Raw genomic sequence first — 24853 nt, 5'->3', positions numbered from 1 at the left:
CCGGCATCACATCGGCGTCTACAGCCAGGTTGCCGCCATATTCCGCTTGGCGCCGAGCCGAAACTGCGCTAGTGCTCGGCGATCTTCCTGCGGCACAGCAAGGGGCCGATGACGGCGTCTCCGCAGCGACGGGCTGGTACCGGATCATGGGACCGAATACCGCGTGGGCGCCTTGCGTTTGCTCGAGGCGAACCCGAGCGGGCTGAGCGGGACCACTACGAAGCAAACCCGGCTGGACCTCGCTCACCACAACCGACGTCGACGTCGCCCGATTGGTCGGCGAAGGACCGCCGAACAAGGACATTGCCGCTCGGCTCTTCGTTTCAGCGCGCACCGTGCAGACGCATCTGACCCACGTCTACACCAAGCGGGGGCTGACCTCCCGCGTACAGCTGGCGCAGGAGGTCGGCCCGCCGGGCCCAAGACCTTAGATCAGGCCCAGTCCGGTGACAGCCTCGCGCTCCTCGGCCAGCTCGGCGGTCGAGGCGTCGATCCGGCCGCGGGAGAAGTCGTCGATCTCCAGGCCCTGCACGATGCTCCAGTCACCGTTCTTGGTGGTGACCGGGAACGACGAGATCAGGCCCTCCGGCACACCGTAGGAGCCGTCGGAGACCACGGCCATCGACACCCAGTCATTGTCGGGAGTGCCGAGCAACCAGCTCCGCGCAGCGTCGACGGTGGCCGACGCGGCGGAGGCGGCCGACGAGGCGCCACGGGCGTCGATGATCGCCGCGCCACGCTTGGCGACCGTGGGGATGAAGTCGTTCTCGATCCAGGCCTGGTCGTTCACGACCTCGGCGGCGTTACGCCCACCGACCTCGGCGTGGAACAGGTCCGGGTACTGGCTCGCGGAGTGGTTGCCCCAGATCGTCATCTTGGTGATGTCGGTGACCTTGGCGCCGGTCTTGGCGGCCAGCTGCGAGATCGCCCGATTGTGGTCCAGGCGGGTCAGCGCGGAGAAACGCTCGTTGGGGATGTCGGGGGCGTTGGTCATCGCGATCAGCGCGTTGGTGTTGGCCGGGTTGCCGGTCACACCCACCCGGATGTCGGAGGCCGCGACCGCGTTGAGGGCCTTGCCCTGCGCGGTGAAGATCGCGCCGTTGGCCTCGAGCAGGTCGCTGCGCTCCATGCCCGGGCCGCGCGGGCGGGCGCCCACCAGCAGCGCCAAGTTCACGCCGTCGAAGATCTTGTTCGCGTCCGAGCCGATCTGCACACCCGACAGCAGCGGGAAGGCACAGTCGTCGAGTTCCATGACGACACCCTCGAGCGCCTTGAGGGCAGGCTCGATCTCCAGCAGGCGCAGTTCGATCGGCTGGTCGGGGCCCAGCAACGAGCCGCTGGCCAGGCGGAACAACAGGCTGTAGCCGATCTGGCCGGCGGCGCCGGTGACGGCCACCTTGAGTGGGGTTTTGCTCACGTCAAGTGCTCCTCGAACGAGTTCGACTGGTCTGGGTTTGGTCCGGCTCGAAACTAGCGCACCGGCGTCGTCATCGAAACTCGGGGACCTCCGGCCCTGCATCGCGCTCACCGTGCACGTTGGCTCCGGACGCGTAGCATTTGACCGGCACCTGCGCCGGAGGGAGATCGGCCATGACGGCGTTGCAAGACCCGACACCCCGAGTGCTGGTCGACTGCGGTGTCTATGCAGACGGCGAGCGAATTCCCGGCGAATTCACCCCCGCCGGCGCGCGGGCCAAGGTGCGCGAGCTCGAGGCGGGTGGCCGAGAGGCGTTCGTCTGGGTCGGATTGCACGAGCCGGGCGAGGCGCAGATGCAGGGCGTGGCCACCACCTTCCAACTGCACCCGCTGTCCGTCGAAGACGCTGTTCAGGCACATCAGCGGCCCAAGCTGGAGCGCTACGACGACACCCTGTTCTTGGCACTCAAGACCGTCAACTATGTGCCGCACGAATCGGCGGTGCTGCCGCGCGAGATCGTCGAAACGGGCGAGATCATGATCTTCGTCGGCAAGAACTTCGTGGTCACCGTCCGGCACGGTGAGCACAGCGGCTTGGCCAACGTCCGCAAGCGGATGGACACCGATCCCGAGCAGATGCGACTGGGGCCGTTCGCGGTGATGCATGCCATCGCCGACTATGTGGTGGACCGCTACGTCGAGGTGACCAACCTCATGGAAAGCGACATCGACGTCATCGAGGAGGCGGCGTTCGCGCCGGGCGCCCGCACCGACGTCGAACCGATCTACCAGATCAAGCGCGAAGTCGTCGAGCTGCGGCGCGCGGTCGCACCCCTGTCCGTGCCCTTCGAGCGGATGCAGACCGTATACCGGGATCTGATCTCCAAAGAGGTGCGGCGCTACCTGCGTGACGTCGCCGACCACCAGACCCGTGCCGCCGAGCAGATCGCCGGATACGACGAGTTGCTCAGCTCGCTGGTGCAGGCCGCCCTGGCACGCGTGGGCATGCAACAGAACACCGACATGCGCAAGATGTCGGCCTGGGCCGGCATCATCGCCGTCCCGACCATGATCGCCGGAATCTATGGCATGAACTTCGACCGCATGCCGGTGCTGCACTGGGCGTTCGGCTACCCGATGGTGGTGGCGGGCATGGGCGTGATCTCCGCGATGCTCTACCGCGCGTTCCGCCGCAACGGCTGGCTCTGAGCCATCCCCACGAGGGCTCATCCCCGCGAGGGCTCATCCCCGCGAGGGGGCGTGTTTGTACACCGACACGCCGCTGCGGTTGTGCAACTGTGCACGCTCACACCCGGGTGCGAGCGTGCACAGTTGCACGGATTTCTCGGCGTGTCGGTGTACAAACACGCCCGCTCGCCGGAGGGAACACGCCGCTAGGCCGGCGCGGACGCGGGGCGGGCCGGATCGAAGACGTCCACACCGTCGGAGCGCCAGGCCTCCCGCATGGCCTCGGCGCCCTTGAGCCGCACCCATGCGGCCTCGGTCGCGGTGATCGGGATGGCCGACAAAAACCGCACCGGCTCTCGCGGCGGGGCCAACGCCAACTCGGCGATGTCGCTGTCGCCCAGCAGCACCGCGGTGAACGGCACCGGACCCGAAGGCCCGGTCCACAGCGGCCCCCCGAGATCGATCAGTGCATCGGGCACCAGCACCACCCCTTCGACCACCGGCGCGGCCGCTACCGCAGCGAGGCTGCGGGCCAGCCCGGTGTCAGAACCCGAAGAACGCAGGCTCACAACGATTTCGGCCCGGGGGCCGTGCACCGGGTCGGCCAGCAGCTGGCCGGGGTCACCCATGGGGTGACGCGAGCAGCCCGCCGAGACGTAGTGCACCATCCGGTCGGGTCCGGGCCCGAACCGCAACACCTCGATGGGCTCGACACCCAGAAACGTCACCCGCGCCGCGTCGGGCTCGGCGACGTCCGCGAAGTGCCGCCGGACATGCTCACGCACCCGATCCAGATCGTCGCTCATCACGCGGCCGGCGGCACGGTCAGGTTCACCCCGGTCTTGGCGTCGAACACGACCACGTTGTCGGGCTGCAGGGCCAGCTCGATCGGCTGCCCGCCGGACGCCTTCGACGCCGCGGGAACCCTGGCCACCAGATCGTTTTCGGCGGGCGCGTCGCCGGATACGTTCGGGGTGAAGTACAGGTACTTGTCCGCGCCCAGCGATTCGACGAGATCGACACGGGCCGCGAACCGCACCGCGGCACCGCGCCCGGCGTCGTCGAGCAGGGCGGCATCGCCGAGATGCTCCGGACGCACCCCGATGACCACCTCACCGCCGGCAGGTGCGGGATGCCTGCCGATCGCCTCGCGAGTCGCCGCGTCGAGCGGTACCTCCCCGATCGGCAGCCGCACGCCGCTCGCGGTCAGCGTGCCCGGGAAGAAGTTCATCGCCGGAGAGCCGACGAATCCGGCGACGAACAGGTTGGCGGGGCGCTCGTAGAGCTCGTCGGGCGTGCCGATCTGCTGGGCGATCCCACCGTGCATCACCACCACCCGGTCGCCGAGCGTCATCGCCTCGGTCTGGTCATGGGTGACGTAGACGGTGGTGGTGCCCAACCTGCGCTGCAACCGGGCGATCTCGCTGCGCATCTGCACCCGCAGCTTGGCGTCGAGGTTAGACAGCGGCTCGTCCATCAGAAATGCCTTGGGGTGCCGCACGATCGCCCGCCCCATCGCGACGCGTTGACGCTGGCCGCCGGAGAGCTGCGACGGCTTGCGATCCAGCAGCTCGCTCAGGTCCAGGATTCGGGCCACCTCCGCCACCTTTTCGGCGATCTGCGGCTTCTTCATCTTGGCCAGGGTCAGCGGGAAAGCGATGTTCTGCCGCACCGACATGTGCGGATAGAGCGCGTAGGACTGGAACACCATCGCGATGTCGCGGTCCTTGGGTGCACGTTCGTTGACGCGCTGGCCCCCGATGCGCAACTCCCCCGACGAGATCTCCTCCAGACCGGCGATCATGTTCAGCGTGGTGGATTTTCCGCAGCCCGAGGGCCCCACCAGAATGATGAACTCCCCGTCGGCGATGCTCAGCGACAGATCCTTCACCGCCACCGCGCCATCGGGGTAGCTCTTGGTGATGTGGACGAGTTCGATCTCTGCCATCGGCTTATCCCTTCACCGCGCCGGAGGTCAGTCCCGCCACGATCCGTCGTTGGAAGATTAGAACAAAGACGATGATCGGCACGGTGATCACCATGGCACCCGCCGCGATCGATCCGGTCGGCTCCTCGAATTGCGAACTGCCGGTGAAGTTGGCGATCGCGACCGGCGCGGTGACCGAGGCCTTGGTGGCCGTCAGCGACAACGCCAACAGCAGGTCGTTCCACGCGAAGATGAAGACCAGAATCGCGGCGGTGACGATGCCCGGCGCCGCCAGCGGCGCAATCACCTTGCGGAACGCCTGACCGGGAGTGGCGCCGTCCATCTTGGCGGCCTTCTCCAGGTCCCACGGAATCTCGGAGAAGAACGCCGAGAGGGTGTAGATCGCCAGCGGCAGCGCGAACGTGATGTAGGGAATGATCAAACCCAACCAGGTGTCGAACAGCCCGGTGGCCCGCTCGATGTTGAAAATCGGTGTCACCAGAGATATCTGGGGGAACATCGCGATCAGCAGGGCCGCCCCGACCAGCAGCCGCTTCCCGGGGAAGTCCAGGCGCGCCACCGCATAGGCGGCCATTGCGCCGATCACCACCGCGATCACCGTGGTGATCAGGCCGATGCCCACCGAGTTGATCAGCGCCGAGCCGAACACATCACCGGCGAAGATGCCGCGATAGTTGTCCAGGGTCACCGACGAAGGAATCAACTTGCCGTCCTTGACCGTTGACGTCGGTTTGAGCGACAACGAGAAGATCCACAGCACCGGGACCAGCGCGTAGAGCACCACTACCAGGTCGATGATCAGCCACGCGGTGCGGCGGCGAAGCTCGGTCATTTCTGGCTCGACCCCGGCGCCGCGGCACCGAACACCTTGACGAACACCCACGCGATCAGTGCCACGCAGATGAAGATCAACACCGAGATCGCCGACCCCAAGCCCACGTTGAATCCCTTGAACAGGTTGTCGTAGCCCAGGATCGACACCGAGCCGGTGCTGTTGGAGCCGCCCGTGAGCACGTAGATGTTGTCGAAGATCCGAAACGCGTCCAGCGTGCGAAACAGCAACGCCACCAGGATCGCCGGTTTCATGATCGGCAGAATGATGGTGACCAACCGCCGCCAGGCGCCGGCACCGTCCATCTGGGCCGCCTTGAGCAGTTCCTCGGGCACCAGCGCCAGCCCGGCCAATAGCAGCAGCGCCATGAACGGCGTCGTCTTCCACACCTCGGCCAGCACCACGATCCCCAACGACGGCAACTGGTGGGTCAGCGGCGCACTCCCGGTGGGCAGCAGATTGGCCAGGTAACCGGCCCCCGGAGTCCAGGCGTAATACCAGCTGTAGGCGGCCGCCACCGTGACGATGCCGTAGGGCACCAGCACCGCCGTGCGCACCATCCCCTTGGCGAACAAGCTGCGGTGCATCACCAGTGCCAGCGCCAGGCCGAAGACGAATTCGAAGGCCACCGAGACCACGGTGATACCCAGCGTCACCGCGAACGCGGTCCACCAATACGAGTCGGTCAGGGTGGTCTGATAGTTGGCCAGGCCGACGAAGGAGGTGTCCCCGGGGGTGGCCAGGTTGTAGCGCAACAGGCTCAGCCAGATCGCATAACCGATCGGGTAGGCCGTCACGGCCAGCATCAGGATCACCGCCGGCGCGACCAGCGCCACCGCGAGCCGGCGCTGTGAACGGACGTCATCGGCGCGGGTCACGGGATGAGTCCCTTACCGTCGATGGCCTTGCGCACCTGCACGGTGAGCTCATCGGCGGTGCGCTCCGGGTCGATGGCGCTGATGGGCGCCAGCGTCGCCGATATCCGGGTCGACACCGCCTGATAGACCGGTGTCACCGGGCGCACCGCGGCGTCGGTGAGTTGCTGACGGATCACGTTGTGCTGCGGGTACTTCTCTTGGAACTGCGGGTCGGCATACACCGAGGCGCGCACCGCGGGCAGCCCCCCTTCGATCGCGACATACTTCTGGTTCGCCGCATTTCGCAGACAGCGCACCGCGTCGAACGCCTCGGCACGATGCCGGGTGGTCCTGGCCACCGCCAGGTTCAATCCACCGAGTGTCACCCTGGCCGGATGTCCCGGCAGCACCGCCGGATACGGCGCATACCCGAGCACGTTGCGGCTGGCCTCATAAGCAATGCGGTACTGCTCGTCGCTCGGCGCGAAAGCGCCGATGCCGTTGATACTGCCGGCCAGGTCCGAACGCCCTTGCAGCGGAAGGAACCCCACCCCGCCCTTGACGGCGTTCTCCAGCATGGACGGCAGCACGAAGGGCCAATTGACCTCCAGCGCCGCCTTGCCCTGCTCGAATGCGAGTCGGGCGGTGCCCTCATCGGTCTGGGTGATCGACGGGTCGGCACCCGGAGCGGTCGCCACCGCCTTCATGACTTTCAGCGCCGCGACGGTGGCGGCCCGGTGCTCAGCGGTGTCGGTGAGGGTGACGGTCTTGCCGTCGTCGCCCAGGACCCGCCCCCCGGCGCTTTCCAGCAGGGTGTTGAACCACACCACCAAGCCCTCGTATTGCTTGGCCTGCACCGCAATCCAGCTGGGCTGGCCCGCGGCGTGCAAGCGGGCCGCCTCGGCGACCATGCCCTCCCAGGTGGACGGCGCCGATTTCATCAAATCCGGCCGGTACCAAAGCAATTGGGTGTTGGTTACCAGCGGTGCGGCATAGAGCCGATCGTGCCAGCGGGCGGTCGCGAGCGGGCCGGGAAGCGTGTCGTCGGCGGCGTCGGCCTCGGCCTTGCCGGCCGGGTCCTCAGCCAGCGGCAACGCCCAGCCGGCCTCGGCGAACTCGGCGGTCCACACCACATCCAGGCCCACCACGTCCAAGGTGCGGTCATTGCCGGTCAGCCGGCGCGCCAGCTGTAGGCGCTGATCGTCCGCGGCGCGCGGCAGGCTGAACTGCTGCACCCGGTACCGGCCGCCGGCCTGTTCGGTGCAGCGCGCCGCGATCACCCGGAACGTCGCGGTGTCATTGGCCGGGGTGTAGACGCTGATCACCGGTATACCGGCGCCCGGCCCGGACGAACCGCAGGCCGATCCGGCCGACGCAACGGTCAGTGCGGTCAGCGCAGCCGCGCCCAGCCGCCGTACGCGACCGCGCCGACTCGCCACGCCACCCGCCTCCCGTTGCCGTTTCGTGCCACGACGGTAAGGCCGCCCGAGGGCGCTACGCAACAACGCGCAGTCAGAGCGTCAGCTTCGCCAACAGATCCCGGCCCTGCTCGGCGCTCTGCGGATCGCACAGCACGTCATAGCGGCCCGCAACCAGCTGCATGGTCGAGCTGAAATCCCTTGTACCGCGGGCCATCGCGTACGGGACCGATGAGGTGATCAAACCGAAGAACACCCCGGCGATCAGGCCGGTCACCAGCGCCTGGGTCGGGTTTTCACTGAAGATGCCCAGCACCAGGCCGATGAACAGGCCCAGCCAGGCACCGGTCAGCACGCCGCCGCCCAGCACTTTGGGCCAGGTGAGCCGGCCGGTGACCCGCTCGACCTGCATCAGGTCGACACCGACGATCGTCACCTGGTGCACCGGGAACTGTTGGTCGGACAGGTAGTCCACCGCGCGCTGGGCCTCGGCGTAGGTGGGGTACGCCCCGATCGGCCAGCCTTTCGGCGGGGTCGGCAGCCGGCCCACATCACGGCGCCCCGGCGCACTTGCCGCACCGAGAGGATCGGGAGTCTGTCCGGGCTGAAAGGGGCTGGTCATGGGATTTCTCTCTCCTCGCTCCGGGAAGCGGCTGTCGGACGACAAGCCGGCCGCGGTGCATCGGCTAGGTTGAACAGCATGACAGCTCCCGGCGGGGATTCTGGCGAGAATCCGCGAGGCAATCCCGACCAGCCCTGGGCCGACCCGGGTGCACCCGCGCCCGACCAGGGCGGCTGGCCCTACCCGTCGGGGTTCGAGGGCTACCCGCCGGCACCCGGCTATCCGCCGCCCGGCTTCCCCCCGCCGCCTCCGGCCGGTTATCCGCCGCCCCCACCGCCGGGCAATTACCTGCCGCCCGGCGGCTACCTGCCACCCACACCTCCCGCCCCGGGCGAATACCCGGGACTCGGCGCCCCTCCCGGATACCCGCCGCCGGGCTACGGCAATCCCCCGGGCTACCCCCCGTCGGGATACGGCGCGCCGTATCCGGGCAGCTACTTCAATCCGGGCCAGGCGCAGAAGACCAACGTCCTGGCGGTCAGCTCCCTGATCGTGTCGCTGCTCGGCCTGGTGTTCTGGCCACTGGGGGTGGCCGGTGTCATCCTCGGGGGCGTGGCATTGAGCCAGATCAAGTCGACCGGTGAGGCCGGTCACGGCATGGCGGTGGCCGGAACCGCGATAGGCGGTGTCGCCGTGACGCTCTCGTTCATCCTCGCGATGATCGCCCTGAACTAGGCCCCCACCCCGCTAGCCCGATGGCGGCGTGAACGGCGGTGCCTCACGGCGCATTCCGGCCGCCCGGCCCTTGCCCGCCACCACCAACGCCATCTTGCGGCTGGCCTCGTCGAGCATCTCGTCACCGAGCATCACCGCACCGCGAGCACCGCCGGCGTGCGAGGTGTGCCACGCGTAGGCCTCCAGGATCAGCTCGGCGTGGTCGTACTCGGACTGACGCGGGCTGAAGATCTCGTTGCCCGCCGCGATCTGGTCGGGATGCAGCACCCATTTGCCGTCGTACCCGAGTGCGGCCGAACGGCCGGCCACCCGCCGGAAGGCCTCGACGTCACGCACTTTCAGATACGGCCCGTCGACGGCGGCGACCCCGTGGGCGCGCGCCGCCACCAGGATCGTCATCAGAACGTGGTGGTAGGCGTCGCCCTCGGTGTATCCCTCGGGCTGCTCGCCGACCTCCAGGGTGCGGGTGTTGAGGCTGGCCATCAGGTCGGCCGGTCCGAGCACCAAGGCCTGCACTCGCGGCGCTGCGGCGATCGCGTTGATGTTCATCAAGCCGCGGGCGTCTTCGATCTGGGCGTCGACACCGATCTGCCCGACCGGCAGGCCGTGGATGGTCTCCAGCTGGGTGAGCAGCAGATCGAGGGCCTGGACATGCGAGGCGTCCGACACCTTCGGCAGCACGATCACGTCGAGTCGGCTACCAGCGGCACCAACCGCCGAGACCACCTCGATCAGGTCGGCATGCGTCCACGGGGTGGTCCAGTCGTTGACCCGCACCCCGAGCAGCGGCGCCGTCCAGTCTCGCGCGGTCAACGCTTGGGCGACCAGGGTCCGGGCCTGCTCTTTTGCCGCTGGAGCGACGGCGTCCTCCAGGTCGAGGAAGACCTCATCTGCGGATAGGCCCTTGGCCTTGTCGATCATCTTCTGGCTGCTGCCAGGTACCGACAGGCAAGTACGGCGGGGGCGATACACGTTGGTCACCTAAATACTCCTACCCTTTCAACCATGGCGTCGAGCAACAGGGTTTACGCAGCGCGGCTTGCGCGGATGCTGGTGCTAGGCCCGTTCGGCGAATCCGTGGGCCGGGTCCGCGATGTGGTGGTCAGTCTCAGCATCGTGCGCCAGCAGCCGCGTGTCCTGGGACTGGTAGTCGAACTGCCCACCCGCAGACGCATCTTCGTGCCGATTCTGCGGGTCGCGTCGATCGAACCCAACGCGGTCACCCTCAACACCGGAACGGTGTCCCTGCGCAAGTTCAACCAGCGGCCCGGTGAGGCACTGGTGCTCGGCCAGGTCCTGGACACCAAGGTCCGGGTCACCGACCCGGAGCTGCCGGAACTGGCCGGCGTCGATGTGGCGATCACCGACCTGGCCATCGAACAGAGCCGCACCCGCGACTGGCTGGTGACACGGATCGCGGTGCGGCACTCGCGGCGGTTGGGCCGGCGCGCCTCCGTACACATCGTGGACTGGCACAACGTGCAGGGCCTGACCCCATCGGCACTGGCGATGCCCGGACAGGGTGTTGCGCAGCTGCTGCAGCAGTTCGAGGGCTGGCGGCCGATCGAGGTTGCCGACGCTATCCGCGAGCTGCCGCCCAAGCGGCGCTACGAGGTGATCAACGCGCTGGACAACGCACGGCTGGCCGACATCCTGCAGGAGCTGCCCGAGGAACGTCAGGCCGTCGTGCTGGGCCAGTTGGGCGCCGATCGGGCCGCCGACGTCCTGGAGGAGATGGACCCCGATGACGCCGCGGACCTGTTGGGCGTGATGAACCCGACCGAAGCCGAAGCCCTGCTGGCGCGGATGGACCCCGACGACTCCGATCCGGTGCGCCGACTGCTGGAGCACTCCCCCGACACCGCGGGCGGGTTGATGACCACCAACCCGGTGGTGCTGACCGCCGACACCTCGGTCGCCGAGGCGCTGGCCCGGGTGCGCGACCCCGACCTCACCCCGGCGCTGTCGTCGCTGGTTTTCGTGACCCGAGCCCCGACCGCCACCCCGACCGGGCGCTACCTGGGCTGTGTCGCGCTGCAACGGCTGCTGCGGGTGCCACCGGCCGAACTCATCGGCGGGTTCGTCGACTCCGACCTGCCGGCGCTGAACCCGGAGGTGTCGTTGGCGGAGCTGACCCGCTACTTCGCCGCCTACAACCTGGTCTGCGGGCCGGTGCTCGACGAGCAGAATCACCTGCTGGGCGCGGTGACGGTGGACGACGTGCTGGACCACCTGCTGCCGGATGATTGGCGCGAAACACCCGAACCGGACCTGGGGCCGAAACTCGCCGGGAGGCCGTCGTGACCGACCGCTCCACATCACAGCGGCTCTCCACGCCCCGCACCTCACGGCTGCCCAGCCTGAATATGGATCCCGACGCGCTGGGCCGGTTCACCGAATCGGTGGCGCGGTTCTTCGGCACCGGGCGCTATCTGGCCATTCAGACCGTGCTGGTGGTGGGTTGGATCCTGCTGAACGTGTACGCGGTCAGCCTGAAGTGGGACCCGTATCCGTTCATCCTGCTCAACCTGGCCTTTTCCACCCAGGCCGCCTACGCCGCTCCGCTGATCCTGCTGGCCCAGAACCGGCAGGAGAACCGTGACCGGGTCAGCCTGGACGAGGACCGCCGCCGTGCCGCGCAGACCAAAGCCGACACCGAGTACCTGGCCCGGGAGCTGGCGTCCCTGCGGCTGGCGGTCGGTGAGGTCGCCACTCGCGACTACCTGCACCACGAACTCGAGCGGGTCCGCGAACTGCTGGAGACCCTGCGTCCGGAGCCCGACCCCGCCGCCCCGGAGTCCGTGCAGCGGCCGTCCTGACCGGTGACGCGGACCAGATAACGGTCATCAGCAGGACCGTCGTTGGGTATGGTGACCTAGTTCACGAAGCCCGAGCGGTTTCTCCACAGCGGAATTAGGGACGGTCGAGTGCCAACTGGGGGCGGCGCAGCGGAACGCGTGTCCCGCGCTGCCCGGGTGCGGCGGGCGGCCCGTTCGGCCCTGCGACCCGCCTTCGGCCTGGCGTTCATCACCCCGCTGGTGTTTGCCGGCGCCGTGGGCGCCACGCCCCGCTCGCCCTCGACCTCGTTGCCGCTGCGCAACGCCGCGATCACCCCGCTGGCGGCTTCGGTGCACACGTCCGGCCGTTCATCGGGCCCCTCCGTCGTCGCGGTACCCCGCTCGCAGCCGAATCTGCACGTGGCCGCGGGTGCCCCGTCGGCGCCGCCGGCCGCCGTCGTCTATGCGCCGGGCACCTTGGGGATCCCCAAGACGGCGCTGGCGGCCTACCAGAACGCCGAGCAGCAGATGGCGGTCGCCGCGCCCGAATGTGGGATCAGCTGGAACCTGCTCGCCGGGATCGGACGCATCGAATCCGGGCACGCCAACGGCGGGGCCACCGACGCCCGCGGCAACGTCCTGCAGCCGATCTACGGCCCGGCGCTGGACGGCACACTGCCCGGAAACGAAGTCATCGTGGCCAGCAGTGCCCCCGGCCGGGTGGTCTACGCCCGCGCCCTGGGCCCCATGCAGTTCCTCCCCGGAACCTGGGCGCGGTATGCCGCAGACGGCGACGGCGACGGTCGAGCGGACCCGCAGAACGTCTACGACGCGACGCTGGCGGCGGCGCGGTATCTGTGCAGCGGCGGGATGAACCTGCGCGAACAGTCGCACGTCCTGACTTCGATCCTGCGCTACAACAACTCGATGGCCTACGCGGAGAACGTGATGGGCTGGGCTGCGGCCTACGCCACCGGGGTTGCTCCCGTCGACCTTCCGCCGATTGTCGGCCCGGCACCGCCGATCGCGGATCTGCACCTCGAGCACCTGGAACACCCGGAAGGGCTCGGGCCGGAATCACTGAGCATGCACGGGATGTCCCAGGCCAATCACCCCGCCGAATCGTCGCTGATCGACCTGGGCCAGCCGAGCTTGGAGACCCAACTGGCGAATCTGCCGTGGCTGCCGCCGTGGTTGACCTCGCCCGAGCAGCAGCAACAACAGCAGCTGCCGCGTCCCTCGGCGGCCTGCCGAATGATCTGCCTGGAACCCCAAGCCGTGCCGGCCCCACCAGCACCGCCCAACGGCGTCCCCCCGGCCCCCTTCGGCTCCCCCGAGGCACCACCTGCGCCGATGCCGCCCTACGCGGTGGCACCAGCGCCGCCAGGGGCACCGGACATGCCGGCCGTCCCACCGCCGCCCGCGGCCTCCGCCGGGGCGCCGCAGGACGGGCCGCAGGCCGTCCCGCCGGCTTGATCGATCTCACAGGCAGAGGCCCTGCCGTACTGCCTTAGACTCGATTCCGATGTCCGAGAATCAGGATGACACTGCAGCCCTGCACGACGCGATCTATGCAGCGTTGGGCACCGTGCTGGACCCCGATATTCGGCGTCCGATCACCGATCTGGGCATGGTCAAAAGCATCGAGATCGCGGACGACCGCAGCGTGCACGTCACGATCTACCTGACGATCGCCGGCTGTCCGATGAAAGCCGAGATCACCAACATGGTGACCACGGCCATCAACGACGTGCCCGGCACCGGACCCGTCAAGGTCAGCCTGGACGTGTTCAGCGACGAGCAGCGCGCCGAGCTTCGCAAACAGCTGCGCGGCGACGCCAAGGAGCCGGTCATCCCGTTCGCCCAGCCGGGCTCGCTGACCAAGGTTTACGCGATCGCCTCAGGCAAGGGCGGGGTCGGCAAATCCAGTGTCACGGTCAACCTCGCGGTCGCGCTGGCCGAACGCGGTATGTCAGTCGGGGTGCTCGACGCCGACATCTACGGCCACTCGGTGCCGCGGATGATGGGTGTCACCGCCCTGCCCACCCAGGTCGACTCGATGATCATGCCGCCGATCGGATACGGCGTGAAGGTGATCTCGATCGCGATGTTCACCCAGGGCAACACGCCGGTGGTGTGGCGTGGCCCGATGCTGCACCGTGCTTTGCAGCAGTTCCTCGCCGACGTCTACTGGGGCGACCTGGACGTGCTGTTGCTGGATCTACCGCCGGGCACCGGCGACATCGCGATCTCGGTGGCCCAGCTGGTTCCGTCGGCCGAGATCCTGGTGGTGACCACCCCGCAGCAGGCGGCCGCGGAGGTGGCCGAACGCGCCGGGGCGATCGCCCTGCAGACCCGCCAGCAGGTCGTCGGGGTGGTGGAGAACATGGCCGGGCTGGCCATGCCCGACGGCTCCACCATGCACCTGTTCGGCGAGGGCGGTGGCGAGCGGGTTGCCGAGCGGCTGACCCGGGCGATGGGCCGTGATGTGCCGCTGCTCGGCCAGGTGCCGATCGACAGCGAGATGGTGACCGGTGGCGACTCCGGATCCCCGGTGGTGCTCTCGCCGGACTCGACGGCGGGCAAGGAACTCCGCAAAGTCGCCGATCAGCTGGCTACCCGCCGACGCGGACTGGTCGGGATGTCGCTGGGCTTGGACACCGGCGCCCGGCGCTGAGCCGGACGGCGGCCGGAACGCGGACGCAGGCTTCCTAGGTTGCGTCGGTGTCGAAGGGAGCCGGTCCACCCGGCTCGGACACCACGGCCGGTACCGGCGGCATCGGGCGCGGCTCTGCGGCCAGCGAACCGACCGCGGTGAACACTGAATCGTCCCCGTCAAGCAGATGCCGGGTCAGGGCGGCGCGCGGTGTCATGCCGCGCAACTTCTGCAATTCGCTCAGCGGCGCCCGCAGGTCCTCGAACTCCGGACCGATCTCGTCGCGCAGCTGGTCGGTGGCGTTGGTGACGTAGTCACGGGCCTGGCGCAGTGCACCGGCGGTCCACCGGATGGCTCCGGGCAACCGCTCCGGGCCCAGGATCACCAGCCCGAGCACCACCAGGACCAGCATCTCGCCCCAACCGACATTCGCGAACATCGAACCGAACTTCTAACTGTCGGCGGAGGGGGTCACCGTCAGCGTCACATGCCGCCCGTCACGGACCACCTCGACGGGCGCTTCCTTGCCGATGGCCAGATTGCGGACCGCCACGACGAATTCGTTGGCGTCGGCGACGCTGCGGTCACCGATCTTGACCACCACGTCGTTCTCGAGCATGCCGCCCTTCTCCGCGGGGCTGCCCACCTTGACGTTGGCGATCTGCGCACCCGACGCGATGGCGTTGCTGACCGAGCGGGCGCTGACCCCCAGCGTGGGGTGCACGATCTTGCCGTCCTTGATCAGCGCCTCGGCGACGGTCTTCATCTCGTTGACCGGAATCGCGAACCCCAGCCCGCTGGCGCTGTCGGACAGCGACTTTCCGGCGGTGTTGATCCCGACCAGCTGCGCATCCATGTCGATCAGCGCACCACCGGAGTTGCCGTGGTTGATCGAGGCATCGGTCTGCACCGCGTCGATGACGGTGTCGGTGTCGGAGTCGTCACCGGAGAGCGGCACCGGCCGGTGTACGGCGCTGATGATGCCGTGGGTCACGGTGCTGCGCAGTCCCAGCGGCGCGCCCGCCGCGATGACCTCGTCACCGACCCGGATCTTGTCTGAGTCGCCGAGACGGGCCACCGACAGGTTGTCGACGTTGTCGACCTTGAGCACGGCCAGGTCGGTCTTCGGGTCGCGCCCGACCAGGTTGGCCAGCACCTCTTTGCCGTCGTTGAAAACCACCGTGGTCTTGAACTTGCTGGGGTTGTTGGCGGCTTCGGAGATGACGTGGTTGTTGGTGACGATGTAGCCCTTGCCGTCGATGACAACACCCGAGCCCTGCATGCCCTGGTCGTCGCTGACCGACTCGATGGTCACCACCGAATTGGCGATGGCCTCGGCGACCTTGGCGAACCGCCCAGCCGGCTCCTCGGCGTTGCCCTTGGTCGACAATGTCACCTTCGACGTCGTGAACGCCTCGACCACCTGCGCGGTGGTACGTCCGACCCAGCCGCCGACCATGCCGATCGCCAGCGCGATCGCGGCCAGCGTGGCCAGCGCGCGGTAAGAGATCCGGTCGCCGAACAGCACGTCGCGCACACCCAGGCGGCCACCCAATTCGCCGGCCGCCCGCGGCTTGGGCGGGACGACGGCCGGCGCACCGAGGGCGGCACCGGCGGCGGGGTCACGCCACGGGTCGCCGGTGTCTTCCAACCCCTCCGGTTTGCCGTTGCGGCCCAGCGCTCCGGCATCGGCAGGATGCCGCTGCAACGAGGGACCGGTGCCATAGGGCCGGCTGAAGGCCTCCTTGAGCACCGGGTCCGGCGGCAGATCACGCGGGGTGAACTCACCCTGTTCGCGGTACTTCTTGGGCCGTACATCGGCGGGAGTGAACGAACCGGGCACCCCGTCGGGCCGACCGAAGGCCTTTTGGGACGCATTGTCCACAGGGGGCCGGTAGACGGGGCGCGGAGCCAAGCGGTTACCGCCGGCGTTCTCGTTGTTGGAGCTCACCTATTCCTCTTCCGGGTCCAGCCCTGGGTCGCTTCCGGGCTCCGCGAGCACAGCATCACCGGGCGCTAACGCCGCTGGAGATCCACCTTACCGACGTTTACGACGTTCTTGAGGTTTGCCGTCGTCGAACCGGGCGGACATCGGCCTGGTCGGCTCGTCGGGCGAACAATCGGCCGGGGACTCGGGGATCTGGGCCAACAGGCCGAGCAGCGCCGAGGGGATCCGGATCGGATGCGAATCGCGCAGGGCCGAGCGTGCCCGACCCTGGTATTCCACTTCGGCCGCGCAATCGGGACACAGCGACAGGTGGTGGGCCGCGCGCAGGTGGGCGTTCATCCGCAGCTCACCGTCGACGTAGGCGGTGATCGCCTCGCTGCAGAGGTGTTCGGTGGACCCGAACTGCCGCGGGGCACCGACCGGCGCATCACTCTGCGAGGCGAACTGAGCGGGCAGCCAGGAGAACGCGCGACGGAAGACACCTCCGCGGTCCGTCACACCGGACTCCTCTCCTGTCGCATACCCACATCAGCACTCAATCGGGCGGAATAAAGGCCCAATAAGAATGTAGCGCGATACCGCTCACGGACGTGGAAACCCAGGGCCGAGCCGAGCTCAGCCGGCCGCGACACCGCCGAAGGCCGAACCGTCACGCTGGCTGGCCCGGGCGGCGAGATAGTCGCGCAGAGCCTGACGGCCCCGGTGAATGCGGCTGCGCACGGTGCCCAGCTTCACGCCGAGGGTCGCCCCGACCTCCTCGTAGGACAGACCTTCGATGTCGCACAGGACGACCGCGGCCCGGAACTCCGGCGCCAACGAGTCCAGCGCCGCCTGCAGGTCGGGATCCAGCCGCGCGTCGTGGTAGATCTGCTCGGGGTCGGGCTCGTCGGCAGGCACCCGGTCGTAGTCCTCCGGCAGCGCCTCCATACGGACGCGGCCCCGCTTGCGCACCATGTCCAGGAACAGGTTGGTGGTGATGCGGTGCAACCAGCCCTCGAAGGTTCCGGGCTGGTAGTTGTGCACCGAACGGAACACCCGAATGAAGGTCTCCTGGGTGAGATCCTCTGCGTCGTGCTGGTTTCCGGACAGCCGGTATGCCAGCCGGTAGACCCGGTCGGCGTGCTGGCGCACCAATTCGTCCCAGGACGGCATCGCCGCGACGTCTCCGGTGGCGTCGAACACCGCGGTGCCCTGCGCCTCGTCTGACGGTTCGACCCAGTCGGTGTCGGAGTACCGGTCCGAGTGGGTGGTCGGGTGCGACATGGCGACCGGGGGCAGCAAAGTGGTTATGGCGACGTCCTCCAGCTCGAGGCCGCCGTCAGGCGACGGCAGCGCACTATCGCGGTCAACGCGCAACGGGCCCCTCGTATTCCGAGCGTCTCGAGGCCGGTTCATACCTCGTTCCATGCCGATACCGTTGCCTATCGCTGTATGTCCGCTCTGTGCTGTCACTGAACGCGGACTGTGAACCTGTGTTCGAATCGCCCGCGCAGTGCGGTTATACGTCCAGGTAACAGTTCGGACACGGGCCGTGCCCCGGGCGTGTCGGGCGGGCGCGCCGGTTCGCGGCCCCGAAGCGCCTTGTCCTACGCTGCGGACATGGCCAGCACTGACGACACTCCGGGGGAGCCGCCGCGCAGTCGAGCCGATGCGCTGTTGACGCACGCCGAGGACTCCATGACCGAGGACGCGGTGCTGGCGGCGGCCCGCGACCGGGCCGGAGAGATCGGCGTCGGCTCGATCAGCGCCGCGGTCGGCGCATTGTTGAGCCTGCTGACCAAGCTCAGCGGCGGCAAGGCAGTGGTCGAGGTGGGCACCGGGGCCGGCGTCAGTGGGCTCTGGCTGCTGTCGGGCATGGGCGAAGACGGTGTGCTGACCACGATCGACATCGAGCCCGAGCACCAGCGCACAGCCAAGCAGGCGTTCGGTGACGCCGGCATCGGGCCCGGCCGAACCCGGTTCATCAGCGGCCGCGCCCAAGAGGTCCTGACCCGTCTCGCCGATGCGTCCTACGACCTGGTGTTCGTCGACGCCGAACCGATCGACCAGCCCGGCTACGTACTGGAGGCCGTGCGGTTGCTGCGGCCCGGCGGCGTCGTCGTGGTGCACCGGGCCGCGTTGGGCGGCCGGGCCGGAGACCCGGCGGCCAATGACGCCGAAGTGCTTGCGGTACGCGAAGCCGCCCGGCTGATCGCCGTGGACGAGCGGCTGACCCCGGCGCTGATTCCGCTGGGCGACGGGCTGCTGGCCGCCGTCCGCGACTGACCAAGACGCCTCACCCCCACTCGCCCCCCATGGCGCGAGCGTGCGTGTTTGTACGCGACACGCCGCGTTGAGGCGTACAAACACGCACCCTCGCGGCCGGGTGGCACGCACCCTCGCGGCTGGGTGCGGCAAATGCTTGACACTGCACTGAACGCGTGTTTAGCGTATTGAACATGCGTTCAGCGGACCTGACGGCGGCGGCGAAAATCCGCGATGCGGCCATCGACCAGTTCGGACGGCACGGCTTCGGCGTGAGCGTCCGGGCCATCGCCGAGGCCGCCGGAGTCAGCGCCGCCCTGGTCATCCACCACTTCGGCTCCAAAGAAGGGTTGCGCAGGGCCTGCGACGAGTTCGTCGCCGAAGAGATCCGCAGCGGCAAATCCGAGGCGATGCGCTCGGCCGACCCAGGAACCTGGTTCGCCGCGATGGCCGAGATCGAGTCCTATGCGTCGATGATGGCCTACCTGGTCCGCAGCATGCAGTCCGGCGGCGAGCTGGCAGACACGTTGTGGCGCAGGATGATCGACAACGCCGAGGGCTACCTCGACGAGGGCGTCCGCGCCGGCACCCTCAAACCCAGCCGCGACCCGAAAGCCCGGGCCCGCTTCCTGGCCATGAACAACGGCGGCGGATTCCTGCTGTATCTGCAGATGCACGAGAACCCGACCGATCTGCGGGCCGTGCTACGTGATTACGCCCGCGACATGGTGCTACCCGCACTCGAGTTGTACACCGAGGGCCTGATGACCGACCGCACCATGTACGACGCTTTCCTGGCGACCGAACAAGGGGGAACCGATGCGACCTGACAACCATTGGCCGGCAATCGAAATCCGCGGACTGGAGAAGAACTTCGGCCAAGTCAAAGCGCTCGACGGACTGGATCTGACCGTCTACGGCGGTGAGGTGCATGGCTTTCTCGGCCCCAACGGCGCCGGCAAATCCACCACGATCCGCGTCCTGCTGGGCCTGGTGAAGGCCGACGGCGGAACCGTCCGGCTGCTCGGCGGTGATCCCTGGACCGACGCGGTCGAGCTGCACCGCGAGATCGCCTACGTGCCCGGCGATGTCACTTTGTGGCCGGCACTGACCGGCGGCGAGATCATCGACCTGTTGGCGCGGATGCGCGGCGGTATCGACGAGCGCCGCCGCGACGAGTTGATCGAACGCTTCGACCTGGACCCGAGCAAAAAGGCCCGCACCTATTCCAAGGGCAACCGCCAGAAGGTCTCGCTGATCTCCGCCTTCTCCTCACACGCCCGCCTGCTCGTACTCGACGAGCCCAGCAGCGGACTGGACCCCTTGATGGAGAACGTATTCCAGCAGTGCGTCGCCGAGGCGAGCCGTCGCGGCGCCACTGTCCTGCTGTCCAGCCACATCCTGGCCGAGACCGAGACGCTGTGCCAGCGGGTGACGATCATCCGGGCCGGGCGCGTCGTCGAAAGTGGTTCGCTGGAATCCCTGCGACACCTGCGCCGCACCTCGATTCAGGCCGATCTGATGCGCGATCCCGGTGATCTGACCCGCATTCCGGGCGTCGCGGACGTGCGCTACTCCGGCACCGTGCTGTATGCCCAGGTCGACAGCGCCAGCCTCGCAGAGCTCGTCGCGGTGCTCGGCGCGGCCGGCGTGCGCAGCCTCACCAGCCGGCCGCCGACGCTCGAAGAGCTGTTCTTGCGTCACTACGACACGGTCCGGGCATGACCACCGCGAGCACCGCCGTCGCGCAGCCTGCGGCACCGCACTACCGCCGGGGCGGATCGAATCTGGTTGGCACACTGGGGTTGCTGCGCCTGTGCCTGCGCCGCGACCGCATCGTGCTGCCACTGTGGGTGCTGCTGTTGTCGCTGCCGCTGGCCACCGTCTACATCGCCAGCATCCAGGCCATCTATCCCACCGCCGCCGACCGCGCCGGCCTGGCCGCTACCATCATGGCCAGCCCGGCGCAACGCGCGATGTACGGCCAGGTCTACAACGACTCCCTGGGTGCGGTGGGTATCTGGAAGGCCGGGATATTCCATCTGCTCATCGCGGTGGCGGTGATTCTGACCGTCATCCGCCACACCCGCGCCGACGAGGAGACCGGCCGCACCGAGTTGATCGACTCGACCGCGGTGGGCCGCTACGCCGGGCTGACCGCCGCGCTGCTGTTGGCCGCGGGGGCGTCGGTGGCCACCGGGGTGATCGGGACGGTTGGGCTGCTGACCACCGACGTGCCGGCGTCCGGATCGTGTGCGTTCGGGGCCGCGCTGGCCTGTTCCGGGCTGGTGTTCACGGCCGTGGCCGCGGTCGCCGCTCAGTTGTCGCCCGGCGCCCGGTTCGCCCGCGGCGCCGCGTTCGGCGTGCTGGCCGGCGCGTTCACGCTGCGCGCCGTGGGCGATGCGGGATCGGGCGGGTTGTCGTGGCTGTCGCCGCTGGGCTGGTCGCTGCAGGTCCGGCCGTACGCCGGTGACCGCTGGTGGGTGTTGCTGCTGCACCTGGCGACGACCGCTGCGCTCATCTGGCTGGCGTATCAACTCGCGGCCCGTCGCGATGTCGGCGCCGGGCTGCTGGCCGATCGCCCCGGCCCGCGGCGAGCGGCGCCGACCCTGGGCGGTGCGTTCGGACTGGCGTGGCGGCTCGACCGCGGGGCCCTGCTGCTGTGGACGACGGGCCTACTGCTCTACGGATTGCTGGTCGGCAGCGTGGTGCACGGCATCGGCGACGAGGTGGGCAGCGACCGCGCCCGCGACATCGTCATCCGGCTCGGCGGAACCGCGGCACTGGAGCACGCATTCGTCGCGGTGGCCTTCAGCATGCTGGGCATGGTGGCCGCCGCTTTCGCGGTGTCGCTGGTGCTGCGGCTGCACCAGGAGGAAACCGCCACGCGCGGCGAGACGCTGCTCGCCGGAGCGCTGTCGCGAGACCGTTGGTTGGCCAGCCATCTGGTCGCCGCACTGGCCGGGTCGACGTTTGCGATGCTGGCCGCCGGGCTGGTGGCCGGAATCGTCTACGGAACCGCCGCCGGCGACATCGGCGGACAGTTGCCTGCGGTGGTGGGCAGCGCCGCCGTGCAACTGCCGGCGGCCTGGCTCCCCGCGGCCGTGGCGGTGGCCCTGTTCGGGCTCGTTCCGAGGGTCGCGCCGGCGGCGTGGGCGGTGCTGACCGGCTTCGTCGCGCTGTATCTGCTCGGCCCCATCTCCGGCCTGCCGCAGTGGGTCATCGACTTCGAACCCTTCGGCCACATCCCGCTGGTCGGAAACGGCACGTTCAGTGCTGTGCCGCTGATCGTGCTGTTGGCGATCGACACCGCACTGATCGCGCTGGGCGCCTGGGCATTCCGCCGCAGAGATCTCACGACGTAAGGAGGCTGGCATGAAAACCATGGGCAAAGGATTACTTTCGGCAACCTTGGGTCTGATCGCCTTCGGGCTGTTGCTGTTCATACCCGCCGGAACGCTGCACTACTGGCAGGCCTGGGTGTTCCTCGCGGTTTTCGCCCTGTCCACCTGGATTCCCAGCCTGTATCTGATCCGCACCAATCCGGCCGCCCTGGAGCGCCGGATGCGCTTCGGGCCGGCCGCCGAGAAGCGGACCCTGCAGCGGGTCGTCATCGCTGTCATCTTCGTCTGCTTCCCGGCCATGTTCGTCGTCAGCGTGATCGATCACCGGCTGGGGTGGTCCGCGGTGCCGACGCCGGTCTGTCTGTTGGGCGATGCCCTGGTGGCGATCGGGCTGGTAGTCGCGATGGTGGTGGTCATCCAGAACGGCTATGCGGCCGCCAACGTCACGGTCGAGGCAGACCAGACGTTGGTCTCGACGGGCCTGTACGGGGTGGTCCGGCATCCGATGTACACCGGCAACGTCCTGTTGATGGTCGGCGTCCCGCTCGCGCTCGGCTCCTATTGGGGGTTGGTCTTCCTGGTACCCGGGCTGATCGTGCTGGTGGTGCGCATCTTCGACGAGGAGCAGCTGCTGACCCACGAGCTCCGGGGATATCGCGAGTACACCACGCGGGTGCGTTACCGCCTGCTGCCCTACGTGTGGTGACAACGGAAGGAGACGCCGATGAATGTCAAGGCAATCGGTCAAGGCGTGGGCTACGGGCTGATCGCCGCGGTCGTCTACGGTCTGCTCTTGTTCTGGCCGGCAGGCACTTTCGACTACTGGCAGGCCTGGGTGTTCCTGGCGGTCTACGCCGTCATCAGCATCGCGTGCTGCATCTACTGGGGTCTCACCAATCCAGCGGTGTTGCAGCGGCGGCTGCGTGGCGGACCTAAGGCCGAAACCCGGCTGGCGCAGAAGCTGGCCAGCACGGCCCTGATCGCAGCGTTCGGCTCGGTGTTCGTGATCAGCGCACTGGATCACCGGTTCGGCTGGTCGGCGCCGCCGACAGCCGTGTCGGTGCTGGGCCAGGTCGTGGTGGTGCTCGGGCTGTGCCTGGGCATCCTGGCCGTCGTGCAGAACGGCTACGCCGCAGCCAACATCACCGTCGAGGACAACCAGCCGGTGATTGCGACCGGCATGTACGGCCTGGTCCGGCACCCGATGTACTTCTCCCTGCTGGTCACCATGGTCGGTCTCGCGTTGGCGCTCGGCTCGTACTGGGGACTGGCCGGCACGTTGATCAGCCTGCCCATCCTGGTGGTGCGGATCCTCGATGAGGAGCAGTTGCTGAACCAGGAGCTCAGTGGGTATCGCGAATACACCCGGCGCGTCCGTTACCGTTTGCTGCCCTACCTCTGGTGATCGGCCCGGTGGGATACCGCCGTCGACCCCCCGTGGCTTACAGTTCCCTAAGTAGAAACTGTTAATTCCTACTTGGGGAGATAGCCAGAGCCATGCGTGCACTCAAGCGGGGCAGCACCCGCAGCCTCGCCTCCTCCCCCTCCCAGATGGCCGCTGCCGCAGCAGGCGCCCTGGTCGTCGGCCTCACCCCGATGCTGGCCGCCGCCCCCGCGCAGGCGGATTGGGACTGGCTGCTCGACGCCGCGGCACCGGTGGAGGTCGCCGGCAGTGCGGCAGGCGGGCTCGACCTGGGCAGCCTGATGGCGCTGGTGCAGTCCTTCACCGACCAACTCGATCCGGCCACCGACAAGCTGTTCTCCAACGTCATCGACGCGGTGCTGGCCTGGCCCGGCCCGAGCCAATCCCTGGACACCGCCGAGTTGGTGAACCAATACATCTACGCACCCCTGCACGCCGGATTGCAGCAGTGGATTGCCAGCCCGTTCGGCGAGCTGAGCCTCGGCCTGATCAACGCACCATTTGCCACCCTGTTCGGTCGCGACCTGATCGGCGACGGCATCGACGGGTTCGACGGCGTCAACACCAGCCTGCTCGGTCAGTGGGGCTGGTTCGGCAACGCCGGTGACGGCGGGTTCCTGTTCGGCGACGGCGGAGCAGGCATCGCGGGTATCGACGGCGTCGGCGGTGCCGGCGGCGACGCGGGCTTCTTCGGCAACGGCGGCGCCGGCGGTCTGGGCGGTGTCGGCTCCGCCGGCGGCGACGGCGGAGCCGGCGGCTGGTTCATGGGCCTGGGCGGTACCGGCGGCGCCGGCGGCGCGGGCGCGGGCGGCGGCACCGGTGGCGTGGGACTCGGCATGCTGCTCGGCACCGGAGGTACCGGCGGCGCCGGGGGCACCGGCGTTGGAGCAGACATCGGCGGTGACGGCGGAGTGGGCGGCGCCGGGGCCTGGTGGCTGGGCCGTGGCGGTGACGGCGGCGTCGGCGGTGCGGGCGGCGACGACGAGAACGGCGGCGCCGGGGGCGACGGCGGCGCGGGCGGGCTGGTGCTCGGCCGCGGCGGCGACGGTGGCCTCGGCGGCGAGGGCGGCGCGGGTGGCCTGGGCGGTGCCGGCGGCTTCCTGGGCGCCGCGGGCATCAGCGCGGCGCCGTACGTCGCGAACACCCAGTGGGTGACCTACGACGGCGGAACCAGCCTGCGCGTCTATCCGACCGAGACCGGCCGAACGGAGGCCGGCGAGCCCGGCACCCTGCGCCAGGGCGAGCAGGCCTGGGATGAGGTCCTCAAGCGCAACCCGGAGGCCAACAACGCCGGTATGCGAGCACAGTTCCTGTGCCACTGGCAGTTCGCCGAGTTCATCCAACCCGGCAAGACCAGTTGGAACCTCGAGCCGTGGCGCCCGGACGTGAGCACGCTGAACCTGCTCGCCAACGGCTGCAACCCCGGCGGCGCCGAAGAGCCGTTCTAGCGCGGCAACATCCTGCCTGAGCGTGACGCCGGCTTCACGCTCGGCGAGATGGCGCCG

General features: G+C 68.6%; 25 protein-coding genes and 1 pseudogene. 14 read left to right on the top strand and 12 right to left on the bottom strand.

Translation table 11 applies throughout. From position 1 onward, the window contains the following. Nucleotides 1-218: 218 nt before the first annotated feature. Nucleotides 219-431 (top strand): annotated as a pseudogene (locus ACJH71_RS15275) (helix-turn-helix transcriptional regulator); the annotation flags it as partial. Here ACJH71_RS15275 and ACJH71_RS15270 read toward each other — a convergent pair. Further along, complete coding sequence (locus ACJH71_RS15270; protein ID WP_406758840.1) at nt 428-1417, bottom strand: malate dehydrogenase; 990 nt, start codon at nt 1415-1417, stop codon at nt 428-430. The pseudogene ACJH71_RS15275 and the gene ACJH71_RS15270 overlap by 4 nt on opposite strands. Before the next feature lie 173 nt (nt 1418-1590). Here ACJH71_RS15270 and corA point away from each other — a divergent pair, with 173 nt between their 5' ends. Then, the gene (gene corA, locus ACJH71_RS15265; RefSeq protein WP_406758839.1) at nt 1591-2625 is read left to right on the top strand and encodes a magnesium/cobalt transporter CorA; all 1035 of its coding nucleotides are present in this window, start codon (nt 1591-1593) and stop codon (nt 2623-2625) included. 185 nt (nt 2626-2810) lie between these two features. Here the strand turns inward: corA and ACJH71_RS15260 are convergent, their stop codons facing one another. The 6 genes from ACJH71_RS15260 to ACJH71_RS15235 all read right to left on the bottom strand — a co-directional run bounded on the left by ACJH71_RS15260 (nt 2811) and on the right by ACJH71_RS15235 (nt 8281). Continuing rightward, entirely contained in the window at nt 2811-3410 is a 600-nt protein-coding gene (locus ACJH71_RS15260; RefSeq protein ID WP_406758838.1) for a suppressor of fused domain protein, read from the bottom strand. Next, entirely contained in the window at nt 3410-4552 is a 1143-nt protein-coding gene (locus tag ACJH71_RS15255; protein WP_406758837.1) for an ABC transporter ATP-binding protein, read from the bottom strand. The genes ACJH71_RS15260 and ACJH71_RS15255 overlap by 1 nt, the downstream gene beginning before the upstream one ends. 4 nt (nt 4553-4556) lie before the next feature. Continuing rightward, nucleotides 4557-5384 (bottom strand): carbohydrate ABC transporter permease, encoded by an 828-nt coding sequence (locus ACJH71_RS15250; protein WP_406758836.1) that lies wholly within the window; start codon nt 5382-5384, stop codon nt 4557-4559. Continuing rightward, nucleotides 5381-6262, bottom strand: coding sequence for a carbohydrate ABC transporter permease (locus tag ACJH71_RS15245; protein WP_406758835.1), 882 nt, complete (start codon nt 6260-6262; stop codon nt 5381-5383). Before ACJH71_RS15245 ends, ACJH71_RS15250 begins: the two co-directional genes overlap by 4 nt. Continuing rightward, a complete protein-coding gene (locus ACJH71_RS15240; RefSeq protein WP_406758834.1) occupies nt 6259-7680 on the bottom strand; it encodes an extracellular solute-binding protein in 1422 nt (473 codons plus the stop codon). The genes ACJH71_RS15245 and ACJH71_RS15240 overlap by 4 nt, the downstream gene beginning before the upstream one ends. 73 nt (nt 7681-7753) lie before the next feature. Further along, complete coding sequence (locus ACJH71_RS15235; RefSeq protein ID WP_406758833.1) at nt 7754-8281, bottom strand: general stress protein; 528 nt, start codon at nt 8279-8281, stop codon at nt 7754-7756. Between the two features lie 78 nt (nt 8282-8359). Between ACJH71_RS15235 and ACJH71_RS15230 the strand changes: the two genes are divergently transcribed. Continuing rightward, nucleotides 8360-8956: a DUF4190 domain-containing protein gene (locus ACJH71_RS15230; protein WP_406758832.1), complete on the top strand. Its 597-nt coding sequence runs from the start codon at nt 8360-8362 to the stop codon at nt 8954-8956. A gap of 12 nt (nt 8957-8968) precedes the next feature. On the opposite strand, the gene ACJH71_RS15225 is transcribed toward ACJH71_RS15230, so the two are convergent. After that, nucleotides 8969-9937 (bottom strand): HpcH/HpaI aldolase/citrate lyase family protein, encoded by a 969-nt coding sequence (locus tag ACJH71_RS15225; RefSeq protein ID WP_406758831.1) that lies wholly within the window; start codon nt 9935-9937, stop codon nt 8969-8971. Nucleotides 9938-9961: 24 nt separating this feature from the next. On the opposite strand from ACJH71_RS15225, the gene ACJH71_RS15220 reads away from it, so the two are divergent. The 4 genes from ACJH71_RS15220 to ACJH71_RS15205 all read left to right on the top strand — a co-directional run bounded on the left by ACJH71_RS15220 (nt 9962) and on the right by ACJH71_RS15205 (nt 14410). Next, the gene (locus tag ACJH71_RS15220; protein WP_406758830.1) at nt 9962-11260 is read left to right on the top strand and encodes a magnesium transporter MgtE N-terminal domain-containing protein; all 1299 of its coding nucleotides are present in this window, start codon (nt 9962-9964) and stop codon (nt 11258-11260) included. Next, nucleotides 11257-11775: a DUF1003 domain-containing protein gene (locus ACJH71_RS15215; RefSeq protein ID WP_406758829.1), complete on the top strand. Its 519-nt coding sequence runs from the start codon at nt 11257-11259 to the stop codon at nt 11773-11775. Before ACJH71_RS15220 ends, ACJH71_RS15215 begins: the two co-directional genes overlap by 4 nt. Before the next feature lie 108 nt (nt 11776-11883). Beyond that, on the top strand, nt 11884-13209 hold the full coding sequence (locus ACJH71_RS15210; protein WP_406758828.1) for a lytic transglycosylase domain-containing protein: 1326 nt from the start codon (nt 11884-11886) through the stop codon (nt 13207-13209). Between the two features lie 49 nt (nt 13210-13258). Further along, nucleotides 13259-14410 carry an Mrp/NBP35 family ATP-binding protein gene (locus ACJH71_RS15205; RefSeq protein ID WP_406758827.1) on the top strand — a complete coding sequence of 384 codons (1152 nt, stop codon included), beginning with the start codon at nt 13259-13261 and terminating at the stop codon, nt 14408-14410. A 34-nt stretch (nt 14411-14444) separates the two neighbouring features. On the opposite strand, the gene tatB is transcribed toward ACJH71_RS15205, so the two are convergent. The 4 genes from tatB to sigE form a co-directional block, all read right to left on the bottom strand. Beyond that, on the bottom strand, nt 14445-14828 hold the full coding sequence (gene tatB / locus ACJH71_RS15200) for a Sec-independent protein translocase protein TatB (RefSeq protein WP_406758826.1): 384 nt from the start codon (nt 14826-14828) through the stop codon (nt 14445-14447). A gap of 12 nt (nt 14829-14840) precedes the next feature. Then, entirely contained in the window at nt 14841-16340 is a 1500-nt protein-coding gene (locus ACJH71_RS15195) for a S1C family serine protease (RefSeq protein WP_406758825.1), read from the bottom strand. Nucleotides 16341-16427: 87 nt separating this feature from the next. Further along, nucleotides 16428-16835, bottom strand: a complete 408-nt coding sequence (gene rseA / locus ACJH71_RS15190; protein ID WP_406758824.1) for an anti-sigma E factor RseA — start codon at nt 16833-16835, stop codon at nt 16428-16430. Nucleotides 16836-16952: 117 nt separating this feature from the next. Continuing rightward, the gene (gene sigE / locus ACJH71_RS15185) at nt 16953-17744 is read right to left on the bottom strand and encodes an RNA polymerase sigma factor SigE (protein WP_406758823.1); all 792 of its coding nucleotides are present in this window, start codon (nt 17742-17744) and stop codon (nt 16953-16955) included. 192 nt (nt 17745-17936) lie between these two features. On the opposite strand from sigE, the gene ACJH71_RS15180 reads away from it, so the two are divergent. The 7 genes from ACJH71_RS15180 to ACJH71_RS15150 all read left to right on the top strand — a co-directional run bounded on the left by ACJH71_RS15180 (nt 17937) and on the right by ACJH71_RS15150 (nt 24796). Further along, nucleotides 17937-18602: an O-methyltransferase gene (locus ACJH71_RS15180; protein ID WP_406758822.1), complete on the top strand. Its 666-nt coding sequence runs from the start codon at nt 17937-17939 to the stop codon at nt 18600-18602. 173 nt (nt 18603-18775) lie between these two features. Continuing rightward, a complete protein-coding gene (locus ACJH71_RS15175; RefSeq protein WP_406758821.1) occupies nt 18776-19411 on the top strand; it encodes a TetR family transcriptional regulator in 636 nt (211 codons plus the stop codon). Then, the gene (locus ACJH71_RS15170) at nt 19401-20306 is read left to right on the top strand and encodes an ATP-binding cassette domain-containing protein (RefSeq protein ID WP_406758820.1); all 906 of its coding nucleotides are present in this window, start codon (nt 19401-19403) and stop codon (nt 20304-20306) included. The genes ACJH71_RS15175 and ACJH71_RS15170 overlap by 11 nt, the downstream gene beginning before the upstream one ends. Continuing rightward, entirely contained in the window at nt 20303-21946 is a 1644-nt protein-coding gene (locus ACJH71_RS15165) for an ABC transporter permease (protein WP_406758819.1), read from the top strand. The genes ACJH71_RS15170 and ACJH71_RS15165 overlap by 4 nt, the downstream gene beginning before the upstream one ends. A 10-nt stretch (nt 21947-21956) precedes the next feature. Beyond that, nucleotides 21957-22631 carry a methyltransferase family protein gene (locus ACJH71_RS15160; protein ID WP_406758818.1) on the top strand — a complete coding sequence of 225 codons (675 nt, stop codon included), beginning with the start codon at nt 21957-21959 and terminating at the stop codon, nt 22629-22631. Between the two features lie 18 nt (nt 22632-22649). Further along, nucleotides 22650-23330 (top strand): methyltransferase family protein, encoded by a 681-nt coding sequence (locus tag ACJH71_RS15155; protein WP_406758817.1) that lies wholly within the window; start codon nt 22650-22652, stop codon nt 23328-23330. A gap of 92 nt (nt 23331-23422) precedes the next feature. Then, entirely contained in the window at nt 23423-24796 is a 1374-nt protein-coding gene (locus ACJH71_RS15150) for a DUF2599 domain-containing protein (RefSeq protein WP_406758816.1), read from the top strand. Nucleotides 24797-24853 lie beyond the last annotated feature (57 nt).

The sequence above is a fragment of the Mycobacterium sp. SMC-15 genome, assembly GCF_045310925.1.
GTDB lineage: Bacteria > Actinomycetota > Actinomycetes > Mycobacteriales > Mycobacteriaceae > Mycobacterium.
The sequence above is the reverse complement of the archived record's forward strand: the minus strand, read 5'-3'. Positions and strand labels throughout refer to the sequence as shown.

Excerpts from the sequence above, each read along its gene's own strand:
- corA (WP_406758839.1), top strand. The coding sequence starts at position 1,591 with ATGACGGCGTTGCAAGACCCGACACCCCGAGTGCTGGTCGACTGCGGT.
- ACJH71_RS15260 (WP_406758838.1), bottom strand. The coding sequence starts at position 3,410 with ATGAGCGACGATCTGGATCGGGTGCGTGAGCATGTCCGGCGGCACTTC.
- ACJH71_RS15255 (WP_406758837.1), bottom strand. The coding sequence starts at position 4,552 with ATGGCAGAGATCGAACTCGTCCACATCACCAAGAGCTACCCCGATGGC.
- ACJH71_RS15250 (WP_406758836.1), bottom strand. The coding sequence starts at position 5,384 with ATGACCGAGCTTCGCCGCCGCACCGCGTGGCTGATCATCGACCTGGTA.
- ACJH71_RS15235 (WP_406758833.1), bottom strand. The coding sequence starts at position 8,281 with ATGACCAGCCCCTTTCAGCCCGGACAGACTCCCGATCCTCTCGGTGCG.
- ACJH71_RS15230 (WP_406758832.1), top strand. The coding sequence starts at position 8,360 with ATGACAGCTCCCGGCGGGGATTCTGGCGAGAATCCGCGAGGCAATCCC.
- ACJH71_RS15220 (WP_406758830.1), top strand. The coding sequence starts at position 9,962 with ATGGCGTCGAGCAACAGGGTTTACGCAGCGCGGCTTGCGCGGATGCTG.
- ACJH71_RS15205 (WP_406758827.1), top strand. The coding sequence starts at position 13,259 with ATGTCCGAGAATCAGGATGACACTGCAGCCCTGCACGACGCGATCTAT.
- tatB (WP_406758826.1), bottom strand. The coding sequence starts at position 14,828 with ATGTTCGCGAATGTCGGTTGGGGCGAGATGCTGGTCCTGGTGGTGCTC.
- sigE (WP_406758823.1), bottom strand. The coding sequence starts at position 17,744 with ATGGAACGAGGTATGAACCGGCCTCGAGACGCTCGGAATACGAGGGGC.
- ACJH71_RS15180 (WP_406758822.1), top strand. The coding sequence starts at position 17,937 with ATGGCCAGCACTGACGACACTCCGGGGGAGCCGCCGCGCAGTCGAGCC.
- ACJH71_RS15175 (WP_406758821.1), top strand. The coding sequence starts at position 18,776 with ATGCGTTCAGCGGACCTGACGGCGGCGGCGAAAATCCGCGATGCGGCC.
- ACJH71_RS15170 (WP_406758820.1), top strand. The coding sequence starts at position 19,401 with ATGCGACCTGACAACCATTGGCCGGCAATCGAAATCCGCGGACTGGAG.
- ACJH71_RS15165 (WP_406758819.1), top strand. The coding sequence starts at position 20,303 with ATGACCACCGCGAGCACCGCCGTCGCGCAGCCTGCGGCACCGCACTAC.
- ACJH71_RS15160 (WP_406758818.1), top strand. The coding sequence starts at position 21,957 with ATGAAAACCATGGGCAAAGGATTACTTTCGGCAACCTTGGGTCTGATC.
- ACJH71_RS15155 (WP_406758817.1), top strand. The coding sequence starts at position 22,650 with ATGAATGTCAAGGCAATCGGTCAAGGCGTGGGCTACGGGCTGATCGCC.
- ACJH71_RS15150 (WP_406758816.1), top strand. The coding sequence starts at position 23,423 with ATGCGTGCACTCAAGCGGGGCAGCACCCGCAGCCTCGCCTCCTCCCCC.